This is a genomic window from Marinomonas polaris DSM 16579, from assembly GCF_900129155.1.
Taxonomy (GTDB): Bacteria; Pseudomonadota; Gammaproteobacteria; order Pseudomonadales; family Marinomonadaceae; genus Marinomonas; species Marinomonas polaris.
In genome coordinates this window covers 98,970-114,631 of record NZ_FQVF01000008.1, presented here as the reverse complement: position 1 = coordinate 114,631, position 15,662 = coordinate 98,970, and the positions used below count along the sequence as shown (strand labels likewise).

The window sequence follows — 15,662 nt, the reverse complement described above, 5'->3', positions numbered from 1 at the left end:
CAAAAGCCTGATGATCTTGCCTAGGTTATCAATTCATGATGCTTTTAGCTGTTTTTAAGAGCCTGCCTTTAAGGTTTCAAATCTCAATCCACTTGCGCTTCTATTAGGGAAACCTTTCCAGTAAGTATTGTCTGAATTATCCGTCCCGTTTTTTTCCTTGATATACTTGCCATCATTAGAAACAGGTACTAAATCAAAGTAGCTCGACATAGCAGAATCATGTTTCAAATATTTACCTAGCCATGCCGTAATAAAGTGCGTTGAAATATTGTTCATGCGTACGTTATCCCAAACTGAATCAAGATAATGCATGGTTAAATTAAAGCCTAAATCAGCGTCCACCTTGTTGGCTTCTTCTGGTGGCGCCATCGGTGCGCCTGCATTGTGATTTGCATAGTCGAATGTCAACAATGAACGATCAACACTGGATGCAGACTTCCATAAAGAACGCACTCCGTCTTCATAGCCAACAACGTCGTCCACTGAACCCGCTATAAATAACATGGGAACTCGAATTCCCTTTGTCGTTTCTGAATCCATGAAGTGTCTTTTCATACCTGCAGGAGCAAAGGTGACAGCCGTTTTTATTCGACTATCCGCTAAGGCGAGATACTCTTTGCTTCCACTCAGATACTGGTCTAACGTGCCTTTAGGTGTCGAAAAAAGACCTTCTCGTTGATCCAAGGCATATTGTGTCAAACCACCTCCTACTGTCACTACCGTGCCATATCCGCCCATTGAATAACCAATAATTCCGGTATTATTCACATCCACCAAGTTATACAAAAAGGAGGCTTTGTCCTTTGCTAACTGGCTAATTTGATCCAAGATAAACAGTTGATCTTTGGTTCTATTTACCAAGCTTGAGCTGATCTTGGATAAAGTACTATAAGTCGAATCTGTATGATCAATAGACACCACTACGTAGCCTTTTGAAGCAATATTCTCTGCTATGGGCGCCATTAAAAACCGGTTTCCAGGATAACCGTGGGAAATAATCACCAATGGAAACGCTTTTTCAGTTTTAGCTGGTTTGGCTTCTACAATCGCCTGACCATGTAAGTCGACCTTGGTTTTACCATCTCTGATGAAAGCTTTTATTACTCTAGAACCTGTGGCGTTGGCTAATACTGGATACCAAACTTCAACCGTTAATGGACGATCATAATACGGAAAAGCATCTCCATCTTTTCTGTCATTATCCGTGTTTAAAACGTCGATCTGTTTTTTATGAATAAAATCAATTTGTCTGACACCTACTGTTTGCTCTCCATAAGCTGCAAGCTCAGGGGCATCGGCTCGAATGGTATCAATTCTATTTTCTGCTCTTACGGCAGAAAATGGGATACAAGAAGCAACCAACAACGTTAAGGTACATCGGGTCATTAGCTTATTTATCATTACAACTTTCCTTATTATCTTTATTGTTTTTGACGTTTAAAAAGCTCACCTAAAAGCGATTATTGTATCTTTAAGCAGTGCTTAGGTAATCGATTAACTAATGAAGTATAAACAGGTCAATCCATTATTCTCAAGTACTAAAACTTACTTATGACGACAAAACCTTTTCCTCGCTTGTTGCTCCCACCAAACGAAGATAAAATCTTGACTCTTAAATACCTCCTTTAGGGAAACTACATGCCACCAAGCCAGCGCCGAAAACAAAAGCACACTACCAACAGCAGGGTGTCTTTAGCTATGGTGGCGGCTCATGCCAAAGTGTCGACAGCAACCGCTTCTCGTATCATCAATGGAATTACGAACAAGGCGTCAGAGCAAACTATTCTGCAAGTCAAAAAAACGGTTGAGGAACTCGGCTACAGACCAGCAAGTATTGGCAGAGCATTAAGATGCCAGGAAAGTCGTATGGTTGGGGTATTAGCCGCTAGTTTGGCCAACCCTACGATGTCGGCAATTGCTTCATCAATAGAGTGGGCGTTAAGGGATGAAGGCTATATTATGTCCTTGTGTGATACTCATGAAGAGGCAAAGATACAAGACGAATATTTACGAGAAATGCAGTCTCAGCTTGCTCGTGCGGTTGTCATCATTGGCGCGGTGCAAAGTGAGCTTTTAACTGATTACCGTAACAGTGATACGACATTGCTCTTTATTAATCGCCCCGCACCAGACCAAGAGAATAGCTACTATGTTGGCATCAATAATTACCAAGCCGGTGTTGATGTCGCAAATTTACTTCTACAGCATGGAAAGAAAAACATTGGGATCATTCATGCATCACTTAACTTTACTGCTGCGGCGGAACGACGCAGAGGTCTGCTAGATAGGTTGTCAGAAGCAGGCATTTATCCCGATGATGTCCCTCATGCTCACATAGAAGGGCTTAATCATCTTGAGGTCGGGTATAAAAGTATGCAAACCTTTTTAGACATGCTCAAAAGGCCGGATGTCATTGTCTGTCTAAGCGATATGCTAGCCTATGGAGCATATCGTCTCACTCAGGAAGCAGGACTAGACCCAATTAAAGATATGACCTTTTTCGGCTTTGACGATAACCCGCTTAACCCTTGGATCGCTAACTGGCTAAACTCTATCGGCGTCCCAGCTAACCTATATGGACCAGCTACCGTTGCCGCCTTAAAAAACATATGGAGCCATTCCCCACCAACAGAGCCGGTCTACCTTCCACATCAATTTCGTTTGAATAAAGAGTTTTTTCTTCTACCACTGAAGAAATAAGCTGTTTCATGGCTAACATAATGCTTCTATACCCTCAGGTAAGCAGTAATTTTTGCTTTTACATTAGAGCAAGCCGTTTAACTTAACGTATTGCAGCAACATGATGGTTTTTCCATCTTTAATCTCACCAGAATCGACCATAGAGCAGGCTAGCTGAAAGTCTAATTCAAGCACTTCTATATTTTCTTGCTCATGCTCAAGGCCACCACCATCAGATACCTTCATGTTGTCTGAATACTCAGCCACAAAAAAGTACAGCATTTCCGTGACAGAACCTGGCGACATATAAGCTTCAAAGACTTTTGTTACGTGTTCAACTTTAAAGCCTGTTTCCTCTTCCGTTTCTCGTTTTATGCAATCTTCGGGATTATCTTGATCTAATAGACCTGCACAAGACTCAATCAGCATTCCATCATGATTACCATTTACGTAAGTGGGTATTCTGAATTGTCGAGTCAACACTACGGTCTTTTTTTCAATGTTATAGAGCAGAATCGTTGCGCCATTGCCTCTATCGTACGCCTCACGCTCTTGATATTGCCACTGACCATTCTGGTCTTTCAACTCAAAAGAAAATTTATTCAAGGTATACCAGTTATCAGATAACAGCGTTTTTTCTATGTTACGAATATCCGTCGTACTCATGCTTGCTTCCTTATAAAGTTTATAGCTATTAACAAAAATGATTAAAATCAAAATATAGCAGCACTGGAGCTCCCTGATCTATTCATTCTAATAAAGGGCTTTAAGAAAACGTAGAATGACATCGGTTTACACCTGTCACAAATATCATGTAACACCTAATCGACATAAAAATGCCATTTATCCTCAATCAGCCCTATCGAAAAAAGCCTACAAGTATTAAAATCAGCGCAAATTCCCCTACCCTTAGTTAAGGATCTCTCATGACTTTGTCGACCGGTCAGGCTACTAATGTCGTCGTTGTTAGTAACTCTTCCGATAATCCGTTTGCTATTGATGTCGCTTATGCAATGGGTCAACACGAAGACATCGCTGATTTGATCAGTATGAAACAGTTCATGAACTCCGAATTCTGCCCACGTTTTATTTCTGACGAAGCAGATTTCGATAACATTGGCCGCAAACTCAAGGGTAAGGCTGTCATCATAGTTAGTACTGGCAGTCATGTAAAAAGTCGCCAAGAACTAGCGATGTCTAACCTGATTATCGCTCGTGCTGCAAAAGAAAATGGTGCCGACCGCGTTATTTTGGTTGAGCCAGACTTATTCTACAGCGCACAAGATCGTGGCCCTCATCAGAGCTTAGGCGAAACCAGTTTTGAACGTGATATCCAAGACGTTAAAAAATTCGATGGTCAGCCTTTCACTGCTAAGCTTTATGCTCAGCTATTAAAGCTGTCTGGTGTGGATACTGTGATGACGATTCACAACCATTCCGATTCTGTGCAAAAGATGTTTACTGAAGTGTTTGAAGGCGACTTCCATAACTTAATCCCTTATGAGATTTACGCCCATTACTTGTTGAATTCAAACATCCTGAACTACGGCGAAGACGGCGAAGGGCTTGTTCTTTGCGCACCAGACAAAGGCGCACGCGATTTCGTTAAAGAGATGTTCAAAACTCTAGGTCTCAGCAAAGCTAAATTCATCATGCTTGATAAAGACCGTACCGCTGAACGCAAAGTAGAAATCACTCTGCATAAAGAAAGCGAACACACTTTTGACGGCTTAGACGGCGCAAGCATTGTGTTGTTCGATGACATGGTTCGTACCGGTTCTACCGTGGTAAAATCGTGCCAATTCTTACAACAAATCAATCCTGAACGTATGGTGTTTGCGGTATCGCATTTTTATGCCAGCGACGAAGGTCGTGAGCGTATGGCGCATCCAGCGATTGGCGAGATTTTAACACTAAATACCTTACCAACGATTTTGAATCGTGATGAACAAGGTCGTTTACGTAAGAAAATGGTCGTATTAAAAGTGGAAAAATGGCTTGCTCAAGAGCTTTGCAACATTCTTGATTTGCCACAAACTCACGAGCCAAACCCTTACAAAATCGATATGTCGTCTAAAAACCCACGTTTTAAACGCAAAATTTGGTTCAGTGAAGAACTGTCTGAATTGAAGGGCTAGAATTAAACACTGTTCAAGTAAGTATTCAAGAATATAAAAATGCCGCGATCACGCGGCATTTTTATTTCTTTTGCTCAATTTTATTGGTTAAGCACGAAAAGCTAATAAAAGAATGTCTTTGATTTTACGATCTATTTCTACTTGTGCCGACTCAAAATCCGCTCGTTCTACCTTGTACAAGAAAGGCTGAACACCACGTAATTTCTTGATCGCTTGTGGGTCTTCAGCCAACAACACAGCAACATAAGAGAACGCGTCGTAATAAGGAAAAGCTTGCTCACGCAATGCGTTCAAGTACGAGTCAACCGACTCTTCTCCGAACACTTGCTTGATAGCAGTAATCGCACCAAAAACAGCGACTCCTTCACACAATGCTGGCGTTTTAGCACCTTCAAAACCAACAGGATATTGACCACGTACCATTTCTTGAATTACATCAGCCAACAACATGACATCATTACTGAATACTCGAGCTGGCATCTGAATCTTATAACGATATGGTTCATCAGCATGTTCAAATACAGCACTTGGTTTAGCGATGTCATCACTGACTTCAAAACCATCAAATTTGGCTTCGACAACGGCTTCACCAAAAAGAAACTCTACCGCAGGCAACCAAGCCGCACGTAATTTCTCTAATTTATTCACTTCTGTTGAGTAAGTGTCTGCCACAACCTCATCCTTATTTATTCTGAAAGAAACAGAGCATCAGACCTGTGATCAAAACACTCTTTTAGATAGGCGAAACCTTACCATAATGGAGAAGATCAAGCAGGAAAAATTCGACGATAAATACTTAGATTCAGTGAATAACAATGGTATTTAGATCAATGAAACAGAAGAAAATAACTTACGGATCTTATCTTAGTTGGCTATCTTTACTGCCTGCACGATTATACAAAGCAGAGCGGCCTTTCTTCTCTTGCTCGGACTGGCATTTAATGCACAAACGCACTCCCTGAATGGCTTTGCGCCGAGGCTCAGGAATCACAGCATCACACTCTTCACAATGGGTCAGGCTCTCCCCTTTTGGCATGCTATTTTTTGCACGCTCCACTTCAGAGTCAACCGTTGCGTCTATTTGATCTTGCACCGCACCATCTTGCGCCCAACCACTAGCCATAAGCGAGCCCTCTTCTTTATATTTGCCTTATCGATTACTCAACAATATTCCGCCGCCCATAGTGATAAACAACCCGCCAGTTATTTTGGTGATTTTGGCTTCCATGTTTTTTAGCGAGAAACGTTTTCCTAGACGAGCAATACCAAAAGCATAGCCGATATGTACGCTGGTAACGATAGCGCAGATAGTAATAAACATAACCGAAAACTGTTGATACGCAGGCGACTCTAGGGTTAAAAACTGAGGCAAGAAGGCGGACAAAAATATCAGTGTTTTTGGATTACTTGCAGAAACCAAAAACGCTTCTCCAAACAGCGCAAATCCCGTTTTAGTCGAATTAGTTACGGCTGTATCATCTATAGCATCAAAAGTTGATTTCTTTTTGGATCTCAAGGCTTTAATACCAAGGTAAATCAAATAGCTTCCGCCTAATATTTTCATCACCAGAAACCAGACTGGCAATGTTTCTAAGAGTGCACCAACGCCCAAGGCAACCAAACAAACAATCAAAAATTGGCAGGTCAAATTACCAAAAATCGTAATAAAGGCAGATTTCCAACCAAATTGAATACTATTTTTAAGCACTAATAATACGTTCGGCCCTGGCGACAGTGTGGTCACCAAGTAAGCTAAGAAAAACAAAGTCCATAGATGGAAGGTCATAGTTTGCTCCTAAATTTGTTGTTGAATAAAGCCTGCATTTATTATCTTCTAATGTGTTCCGAGCTACGTTGCCTTTCCCGTAAATACAAGTACAAAGGTAATCCGCAGGACACTCCAACACTTAACGTTCCAACTATTGCTATAAATCGCCACTTAACTTGGTTCTTTTGGCCATCATGAACAATAAAACCCAATAGTGTGATTGCTGCAACAATAACATCTAGCCATGCAAAAATACTGATAGGATTAGCCATTGCTTCAATGTAGAACTGTGGTAGATCTAAACCATTTTGCAGCAGCCAAGGAACAAAAGCCGCATAAGGAATAAGTGTCCCAATAATTGCTAAACCTAAATAAAACATTAGCATTGCTATACCTCCGTGTATCTCTTATTAATTTTTAATCGCTGGCAATGGGTGTTTAAACACAGATTTAAAATAATATAACAAAGAGAAGTCCCTTTTATCTCAACTTTTCTTATGTAAACAGAATATTTCGTTACCTATTGGCAACATCATTCAATTTACCCTAACTGTGGGTATGTTAGAATTCTCGCTTCCAGCCGCAAGAGCGGTGGTTTAGAGAAGACTATTTTGTAAGGTCTTTCATACTCATATACTTTTTTGGAGACAACACCATGCGTTCATCGCTTAAAATGGGATTAGCCGCACTTGTTGCCGCAATACCAGCTCTTGCATCTGCTCACCCAGGACACGAACACTCAACCAGTTTCATGACAGGCTTCATGCACCCTATGGGTGGCTTGGATCATTTATTGGCTATGCTAGCCATTGGCCTTTGGGCTGCTAGCCTTGGCGGTCGTGCTTTGTGGGCTGTGCCTGCGGCTTTTGTTGGTACTATGTTGGTTGGTGGCGGTTTAGCTGTTGCTGGCGTTCAAGTTCCTTTCATCGAGCAAGGTATTGTCTTGTCGGTGATTCTAATGGGTGCTTTATTAGTTGGCGCTGCACGCTTTCCTGTTGCGGTTTGTGCCGGCACTGCAGGATTATTTGCTCTTTTCCACGGCGCAGCGCACGGCTTAGAAATGCCACTGGATGCTAACGGTGCAGAATATGCATTGGGCTTCGCTGCTGCAACGGCGCTGTTGCATGTTGCTGGTATCGGTTTTGGTATGGCGGTTGCTCGCTTCCAAGCACCTATCGTGACTCGCGTAGCAGGTAGCTTCATTGCTATTGCTGGATTGTTCCTAGCAATGGCATAGCGCCTATCAGCCACTGTTTTATTAATCCTTAAAACAGTGGCTACTCTTCCTTTACCAGTGAGTTTTTTCTATTTATTTATCCTCGTTAATTCCCATCATTTAAGCCTTACAAAAAAACTAAATACTAATAAAGAATTTATCTGTATTATTTTCGGTATATTTTTTATCAAGTGAAGGATCGTTAGTTGAAGAAAGCAGAGTTTAAGCAGCCTTCCGCCTTATTTTTTTCATTAATTGCTTTCTTCATTATTGCTTTTTGTGGCGGCTATTGGACTCAGTCAACAAACAAATCCATAGTGAATCAGCAGCAGTCTCTTTTAAGTGGCATATCTCGTACTCAGGCCTCAGTTTTAGAACGCCGTCTTTCATCATCCTTTACCTCCGCACAGATTCTAGCTTATGAAGTAGAGCAAAATAATGGCAATGGTAAATGGTTTCCAAATTATGCCAGCAAACTAATCGAGTCAATTGGTGGCATTGAAAACCTTCAACTTGCGCCAGATGGCATCATTTCTGATATATACCCGCTTGAAGGAAATGAAACCGCCATCGGGTTTGATATTATCTCGACACCCAAATTTAAAGATGAAGCGATGCTCTCGATTAAGAATCATCGAATATTCGTAATTGGTCCGGTTGCCTTAGTGCAAGGTGGTGTTGCCGTTATTAGTCGAGCACCTATTTATTTACATAAAGGTACACAAAGAGAACTTTTTTGGGGATTTGCTTCAGCTGTTATTTATTTAGATAACTTATTAGAAGCAACGCAATTGAAACAGTTAGAAAGCGAAGGATATCAATACAGCCTTTCAAGAAAGCATGCTGCGACAAAGGAAATCATCGTATTATCCTCTTCTCTTACCCCACTTTCAGATATTCAAGCCTCGACTAATCTTATCCTACCTGTTGGTACTTGGACGCTAAGAATTAGTAGGGCATTAGACGCTCAGTTAAAACAGCGCAAGATAACAGGTTATGCCATCAGTTTTACTGTGGCATTTTTACTCTCTATAGCGTTGTATGCCATTCTAATCCAACCTTTAAAACTCAGAAAGCTGGTCAAAGAAAAAACCGCAGAACTTCAAGAACTCGCCTATAAAGACCCGTTAACTGGCTTACCAAATCGACGTTTTTTACAAGATAGCTTGCCCAGAATTCTGTACAACAACCAGAGACGTAAACGTATATCTGCCTTTATTTACTTTGATCTAGATAACTTCAAACGTATTAATGACACGATAGGCCACGATGTTGGCGATCAAGTACTTGTTATTGCCGGAGACAGATTAAATAAACTAAAAGGCATCTCTGATCTTGTTGTACGCTTGGGCGGTGACGAATTTGGAATCCTACTGGGAGATATTGGCGATGACAAACAAGCCGGTGAACAAGCAAATCGAATACTAGAGAGCATTAGAACGCCCATTAAAATGGATTCACGAGAGTATATTTTAAGCACGTCATTGGGTATCGCGATGATTCCAGAGCATGGTTATGACCTTGTTACCATCATGCAAAATGCCGACATGGCACTATATCAAGCCAAGCTAAAAGGTAAAAATCAATACTCTTTTTATACTGAAAGAATGAAAATCAGTACGCACAATTTAATTAAAGCGGAAGAGGACTTAACCCGTGCGTTGCAACGAAATGAATTTGAGATGTACTATCAACCTCAGTTTGACCTTCATACCAATCATGTATTTGGTGCTGAAGCTCTAATTCGCTGGAACCACCCAGAAAAAGGTCTAATTTTCCCTAATGACTTCATCCCTCTCGCTGAAAGCACAGGGCAAATTGTTAAATTAGGTTATTGGGTTCTAGAAAGTAGCATCGCTTATCTGGCACAACGAAAACAGGAAGGCAGACCTGATATTCTATTGCATATCAATCTTGCTTCGGAGCAATTATCAGATCCTCACTTTGTTATCCTAGTTCAAGAGCTGCTTGAAAAATATCAAGTACCTACTCATTTAATTGGTTTTGAAATCACTGAAACCTCTATTCTTGAAGACATCCATCTCGCTAGATATTTGTTACAAACACTAAAAGAAATGGGTATTTGTATCGCTATTGATGATTTTGGCACCGGCTATTCATCGCTATCTCAACTTAAAAACCTTCCAGTAGATTTGCTAAAAATTGATCGCAGTTTTGTGATGGATTTAGAGAATGACCCGGATGATCGAAAAATCGTCGAAGCAATCATTGCAATGGCTCATAAACTCAATATCAAAGTATTAGCTGAAGGTGTAGAAACCAGAGAGCAATGGAAAATGTTGGCAGAATTCCAATGTAATTTTGGCCAAGGTTACTATGTAAGCAAAGCAGTAACGGCCGATGAGTTCAATCAAGGAACGCCAATTGTTCATAAAGATTAGTGTGTTTTTCACTATTTATTGAAAGTACTACTTATAAGAAGTACTTCTTTTTCCTTATCAACTAAGAACGCCTAACCTAAAATACTCGACATAAAAAAAGCCTCAAGTATTAGATACTTGAGGCTTTCAGATAATACACAAAACATCGCTACATTAGGAAGCTAGACAAATCGCACGGCCATGGTTATGTACTTCAACCAATTCTTTATGCAAGCTGCAGATGGCTTTTTCGTAGTCTTCTTCATCGACAACAAACTGCATATCTACCTGACGCATAGATTGGTGCATAGCCAATACGTTGACGTTTTGCTCTGCAATGGCTTTTACCGCCTTCGCTAGCATACCTGTGGTTTTCATATCGCTACCAATGGCAGAAACAATTGCTACTTTACGTTGTGTAATTTCAGCATCGGCAAAGCGCTCATGCAATACTCTCATGACACGCTTCAAGGTTTTCAGGTTGATCGCCAAATAGTGTGTAATGGTGTTCGCATTAATATCTTTAGCGATAATATGAGCGTGAAACTGTCTTAATACTTTAAGAATATCCACATCAAATTTATCAATATCACCGGCCATGTCTTGATCGAATAGTTCTACGGCAAATACACCACGACAACCTGCAATGATCTCTACACATGGCGCATCACTTACGTAATCACCGGTGATAAGCGTACCTGTATGTTCTGGCTCAAAAGTATTTTTCACACGCAATGAGATACCACTTTGACGCAAACCTTTTGCTGCTTTGGGATGGATAGCTTCCATACCAAGATTAGCAAGCTGATCGGCTACATCGTAGTTGGTTCGACCAATTGGCACGGCCTTGCTTTCACCAACTAAACGAGGATCGGCACTGCTTAGGTGGAATTCTTTATGAATCACAGCTTCATGAGCTTCAGTCAAAACCGCAATTCGGCTGAACGTCATTTCACTATAGCCACGATCAAAAGTAGACATCAGACCTGTTTCGCTGTGAGCATAACCTGTAGCGATCGGAAGTTCTTTGCTCAAATCAACGTCTTTAAATGCATCTAAGATACGCTCATCAAGCGACATGTGGCTTGGGCTATTCCAACCAGTCAAGTCAACGAAAACAGCATTCACGCCATCGCGTTGTAACAAGTGTGCTGTATTCCAAGCACTGTGCGCTTCACCAAGACTGGCAAGCATTTCTCGTACAGTAGCAAGATGCTCGCTAATCGAAAAATGACCGTGCTGACAAAGGCGATGTAGGTCTTCAAGACACTCTTGTGCTTCTTGCAAACGGCTATTTAAAAATGCGTCTGCTTTATGGCGCAATTCACCCGCTTCGAACAAGCTATGGTTAATTTCTAACATAGCCGTGCGAACATCTTGTAATGCTGGGAACCAGTTGTTTTGCTTACGCTCTTGAGCGAATAAAGCAAATACACCAGCATCACCCGTTTTCTTGTGCTCTAACAGCTTATCGGTCATACCAGCATAAGCAGAAACAACAAAAACACGTTGGTACATGTTGTTCACTAAAGTGGGTTTGAAAATTATATTATCTCTAACTGAACGGTAGTCACTCATGGACGTACCGCCAATTTTTTCAACTGTATGTTGTCCCATCATTTTTCCAATATGTTAAGGGGCTAAAAGCCAACTTATGCCGAAATCCAAAACTGCCGCTATATTGTCATAAGGTTGCGGAAAATTTAAGCATTAATCGCTTTTTTTAAGCGCTTTAATCGACTTCCTAGCCGCGATGTATTCAGGCCTTGGAGTCGTGTTACCAAATGGCAAATCCACACGATTTGACAAGGCGTTGTAGACAAAAAATAAATTCGAACGAGGTGATGATGTAATATTACCGTTTGAACCATGCAAAACATTGCAATCAAACAAAATAATTCTGCCTGGTTGACCGACTGCAGCTTCAATGCCATTTTTTTCAATCAATGACTGTAAGGAAGCATCATCTGGAACGCCTACCTCTTGCGTTTTAAGAGAAGAAAGATAGTTGTTTTCCGGCGTTTCTCCGACACAAGAGATATAAGTAAGATGAGAACCAGGAATCAACAACAAGGGGCCATTGTGGTAATCGTTAGGAGTAAGCGTAATAGACATACTCAATGCTCTCATACGTGGCATACCATCTTCTACATGCCATGTCTCAAAGTCTGAATGCCAGTAAAACTCCTTACCACGAAAACCCGGCTTGTAATTCAAACGCGTCTGATGAAGATAGACCGCATCACCTAAAAGATACTCTGCGATTCGAACTAATCTTGGATCTTCAGCCACGCCCTGAATAAAAGCGTCTAGTTTATGTACATCAAATACTGAGCGAATATCTCCACTACTGGATTCTGTAACGCTTTCTTCGCGTTGCTTGATCTCGCCATCATCACGTAAATACTGCATATGTTTCTGCATATTAATGACTTCTTCGTCACTAAAAATATCATCCAAAAACAAAAAACCTTTCTTTTCGTATTGATCTAAAAGCGCCTCTTCAAGAGGCGCTTTTTGTCGATAATTAGAGTAGATAATAGGATCTTGGCGCTTGATATGCATAGGTTCTGAATAGATTCTGGATGGATATTGATCTTGCTTAATCCCATCAGAACTCAGTGAATCTACACTATTTTTATCAGAAAATTTTGAACTGAAAAGCTTCTGGTTAGACACTTTCTGCTTAGCAACTTTCTGATTAGTAAAGTCATCATATAAATATTCAGATGCTAGAACCGATGACATGATCGCGACTCCTTATTATCTCCTTACCGTTAACGACATGATCTGATAAATAGCTTTCTAGGCTTACTCTAGAATTTCGTAAGCACCTTCTGAGTTGTGTACTTCTTTACCCGTAATTGGCGGATTAAAGACACAAGCCAGTTTCAATTCTTTAAAAGCTCGCAAGGTATGCGCATCATGTTTATCAAGCACATATACAACACCCGGTTTAATATGGTGTTTTTGACCTGTTTCACGGCTTTCTACTTCGCCTTCACCAGAAATGCAGTACACAGATTCAAGGTGATTTTGATAATGCATATCAAAATCTTTGCCTTCATAAATAGTGGTGATGTGGAAAGAAAAACCCATGTTGTCTTCTTTTAATAAGAGACGTGTGCTTTCCCAATTACCATCTGGTGACACAACACGGCGTTCGGTTTTTTCACATTCTGCTAAATCACGTGCAAACATTCTTTTCTCCTTATGATCCGAAGATCGCTTAAATGCCGATAAAGAGTTACCGGAAGAAACTTGAGGTTTTTGACTTACTATTTGCTTCACTCAAGCATGTGACAAAAGCCACCCTCAAAATAAGAAGGCGGCTTTTATAGAAGAGGAACTAGACAGCGATGTCGTAGTTCTCATCAAAGTAGCTTTTTGCTTCTGGCATATCATCTTCTTTGGCGCATACGTCACGAATGGCACGTTCTAGAATATCAATACCTTGTTTTAGATCTTCGTCACTAATAATAAGAGGACAAAGGAATTTCACTACTTGATCATCTGCACCAGAGGTTTCGATCATCAAACCATTTTGGAAACATTTTTTGGTAATCTTGCCAGCTAATTCACCGCTTACACAGTTGATGCCACGCATCATGCCTCGACCTTGAAGTGTGAAGTTACCTTCACCAAATTCATTGACGATGGCTTGTGTACGCTCATGAATATACTCACCTTTACGTTTAATCTCTTTTTCAAACGCATCATCTTTCCAGTAAGTTTCAATAGCTACTTTTGCAGTAACGAATGCAAGGTTATTACCACGGAAAGTACCGTTATGCTCGCCTGGTTTCCAGGTGTCTAATTCTGGACGCATAAGCACAACTGCGAATGGCAAACCATAACCGCTCAATGATTTTGACATGGTAACAATGTCAGGTTTAATACCTGCGTCTTCAAAGCTGAAGAAAGTACCAGTACGACCACAACCTGCTTGAATATCATCGACGATCAATAGAACACCGTGCTTTTTACAAACTGCCTCTAAGTTCTGTAACCAACCAAAGCTTGCAGCATTAATACCACCCTCACCTTGAACCGTTTCAACAATTACAGCTGCAGGTGTATCAACACCACTACTAGAGTCTGACAATACTTTGTCTAGGTATTCAGTTGTTTCAATGCCTTCACCCAAATAGCCATCAAACGGCACGGTAGAGACCCCAGCGCCTAGACTAGTACCCGCTGCGCCACGATGATGTGAGTTACCCGTTACCGATAACGCACCCAAGCTACAACCATGAAAACCATTGGTAAAACTAATAATATTTTCACGACCAGTTACGTTACGAGCTAGCTTAAGCGCTGCTTCAACCGCATTCGTTCCAGTAGGTCCAGTAAACTGCACCATGTACTCTAGATCACGAGGTTCAAGAATATGCTTTTTGAATACTTCAAGAAATTCGCCCTTGGCTTTGGTATGCATATCTAGACCATGTGTAATACCGTCGTCTAGTATGTATTCCACTAATTTTTCTTTAAAGATAGGGTTATTGTGGCCATAGTTCAATGTACCTGCACCGGCCAAGAAATCTAGATATTTGTTACCTTCTTGATCGAATAAATACGCGCCTTGTGCACGGTGAAAAACACGTGGAAAAGAGCGTGCGTAAGATTGTACTTCTGATTCGATTTCGTCAAAAATTTTCATATTGTTATCATCCTTTAAGTTCATAAATAGTAATTTCAGTACGAGGATAGAAAGCAAAAACTGAGAGTGAAAATATGATTTTCTGACTCATCGCATTCCTAACTCGCTGCATATAAATTCGTTGAGTTTGTGAATTCATATGGCTTTTAAATTTATTGGCTTTTTAATTTATTGGAAAAGGGGCCAATCCTAACTAGATGTTCAGTATCGTGCTTTCCTTTGAAATGATCTTGTTTGTCAAACATCACAGATTCTTCTAAAGGAGCCTCTAGCTGGTCAGCAAGACGACGAAACAAAGCCCAAGAACCTTCATTTGATGCCGTAATGCTGGTTTCTATGTAACGCACACCTGAACAGCTGGATCGTTCAAGCAATGATGAAACCATTTTTTTCGCCAAGCCTTGGCCGCGAGCTTTTTCACTAACAGCAACTTGCCAAACAAACAGGGTATCTATTTGGTTAGGAATAATATAACCAGAGACAAACCCCAACATTTCACCGCCTTCAAGGCTAGCCGCGACCGACGTTTCGCTAAAATGGCTAGCTTGCAGCAAATTACAATATACCGAATTGGTGTCTAATGGCGGACAAGATGCCACCAACTGATTTACTGCCATTCCATCTATCGCACTAGGTTTAGTAAACACAATTTTTTCTGAATTCATAATCACATCCATTAGAAAACAAAGCATTATTAACCAGTTAATTTTACAAATCAGGTAACTATAAATAACTATAATGACTGATTTATATGAAGTTAATGTTACTTAACTGATTTTTAAAATCAAATTGATTTGATGTCTAATCATTCTACCTG

The 15,662-nt window shown here is 40.6% G+C and carries 15 protein-coding genes; 4 read left to right on the top strand and 11 right to left on the bottom strand.

The window, feature by feature from the left end; genetic code table 11:
- Positions 1–54 precede the first annotated feature (54 nt).
- Positions 55–1,401 (bottom strand): alpha/beta hydrolase family protein, encoded by a 1,347-nt coding sequence (locus BUA59_RS10060; protein WP_139248853.1) that lies wholly within the window; start codon positions 1,399–1,401, stop codon positions 55–57.
- Positions 1,402–1,638: 237 nt separating this feature from the next.
- Here BUA59_RS10060 and BUA59_RS10055 point away from each other — a divergent pair, with 237 nt between their 5' ends.
- Positions 1,639–2,700: a LacI family DNA-binding transcriptional regulator gene (locus tag BUA59_RS10055; protein WP_072839574.1), complete on the top strand. Its 1,062-nt coding sequence runs from the start codon at positions 1,639–1,641 to the stop codon at positions 2,698–2,700.
- 63 nt (positions 2,701–2,763) lie between these two features.
- Here the strand turns inward: BUA59_RS10055 and nudK are convergent, their stop codons facing one another.
- Positions 2,764–3,345, bottom strand: a complete 582-nt coding sequence (nudK, locus tag BUA59_RS10050; RefSeq protein WP_072839573.1) for a GDP-mannose pyrophosphatase NudK — start codon at positions 3,343–3,345, stop codon at positions 2,764–2,766.
- 260 nt (positions 3,346–3,605) lie between these two features.
- Here nudK and BUA59_RS10045 point away from each other — a divergent pair, with 260 nt between their 5' ends.
- Positions 3,606–4,817, top strand: a complete 1,212-nt coding sequence (locus BUA59_RS10045) for a phosphoribosyltransferase family protein (protein WP_072839572.1) — start codon at positions 3,606–3,608, stop codon at positions 4,815–4,817.
- A gap of 87 nt (positions 4,818–4,904) precedes the next feature.
- Here the strand turns inward: BUA59_RS10045 and BUA59_RS10040 are convergent, their stop codons facing one another.
- From BUA59_RS10040 to BUA59_RS10025, 4 genes are all read right to left on the bottom strand, one after another.
- On the bottom strand, positions 4,905–5,489 hold the full coding sequence (locus BUA59_RS10040; RefSeq protein ID WP_072839571.1) for a hypothetical protein: 585 nt from the start codon (positions 5,487–5,489) through the stop codon (positions 4,905–4,907).
- A 187-nt stretch (positions 5,490–5,676) separates the two neighbouring features.
- On the bottom strand, positions 5,677–5,940 hold the full coding sequence (locus BUA59_RS10035) for a DksA/TraR family C4-type zinc finger protein (RefSeq protein WP_072839570.1): 264 nt from the start codon (positions 5,938–5,940) through the stop codon (positions 5,677–5,679).
- A 27-nt stretch (positions 5,941–5,967) separates the two neighbouring features.
- Positions 5,968–6,603 (bottom strand): LysE family translocator, encoded by a 636-nt coding sequence (locus BUA59_RS10030; RefSeq protein WP_072839569.1) that lies wholly within the window; start codon positions 6,601–6,603, stop codon positions 5,968–5,970.
- A 41-nt stretch (positions 6,604–6,644) separates the two neighbouring features.
- On the bottom strand, positions 6,645–6,971 hold the full coding sequence (locus tag BUA59_RS10025) for a DUF2834 domain-containing protein (RefSeq protein ID WP_072839568.1): 327 nt from the start codon (positions 6,969–6,971) through the stop codon (positions 6,645–6,647).
- Positions 6,972–7,240: 269 nt separating this feature from the next.
- Between BUA59_RS10025 and BUA59_RS10020 the strand changes: the two genes are divergently transcribed.
- Both BUA59_RS10020 and BUA59_RS10015 read left to right on the top strand, forming a co-directional pair.
- A complete protein-coding gene (locus BUA59_RS10020) occupies positions 7,241–7,822 on the top strand; it encodes a HupE/UreJ family protein (RefSeq protein ID WP_072839567.1) in 582 nt (193 codons plus the stop codon).
- A 185-nt stretch (positions 7,823–8,007) separates the two neighbouring features.
- The gene (locus BUA59_RS10015) at positions 8,008–10,203 is read left to right on the top strand and encodes a bifunctional diguanylate cyclase/phosphodiesterase (protein ID WP_072839566.1); all 2,196 of its coding nucleotides are present in this window, start codon (positions 8,008–8,010) and stop codon (positions 10,201–10,203) included.
- 153 nt (positions 10,204–10,356) lie between these two features.
- On the opposite strand, the gene BUA59_RS10010 is transcribed toward BUA59_RS10015, so the two are convergent.
- The 5 genes from BUA59_RS10010 to ectA all read right to left on the bottom strand — a co-directional run bounded on the left by BUA59_RS10010 (position 10,357) and on the right by ectA (position 15,510).
- Positions 10,357–11,799 carry an aspartate kinase gene (locus tag BUA59_RS10010; protein WP_072839565.1) on the bottom strand — a complete coding sequence of 481 codons (1,443 nt, stop codon included), beginning with the start codon at positions 11,797–11,799 and terminating at the stop codon, positions 10,357–10,359.
- 93 nt (positions 11,800–11,892) lie between these two features.
- Positions 11,893–12,930 carry an ectoine hydroxylase gene (thpD, locus tag BUA59_RS10005; protein WP_281251015.1) on the bottom strand — a complete coding sequence of 346 codons (1,038 nt, stop codon included), beginning with the start codon at positions 12,928–12,930 and terminating at the stop codon, positions 11,893–11,895.
- Between the two features lie 63 nt (positions 12,931–12,993).
- The gene (locus BUA59_RS10000; RefSeq protein ID WP_012068875.1) at positions 12,994–13,383 is read right to left on the bottom strand and encodes an ectoine synthase; all 390 of its coding nucleotides are present in this window, start codon (positions 13,381–13,383) and stop codon (positions 12,994–12,996) included.
- Positions 13,384–13,531: 148 nt separating this feature from the next.
- On the bottom strand, positions 13,532–14,845 hold the full coding sequence (ectB, locus tag BUA59_RS09995; protein ID WP_072839564.1) for a diaminobutyrate--2-oxoglutarate transaminase: 1,314 nt from the start codon (positions 14,843–14,845) through the stop codon (positions 13,532–13,534).
- Between the two features lie 152 nt (positions 14,846–14,997).
- Positions 14,998–15,510, bottom strand: a complete 513-nt coding sequence (gene ectA, locus BUA59_RS09990; RefSeq protein WP_245813123.1) for a diaminobutyrate acetyltransferase — start codon at positions 15,508–15,510, stop codon at positions 14,998–15,000.
- Positions 15,511–15,662: the final 152 nt, after the last annotated feature.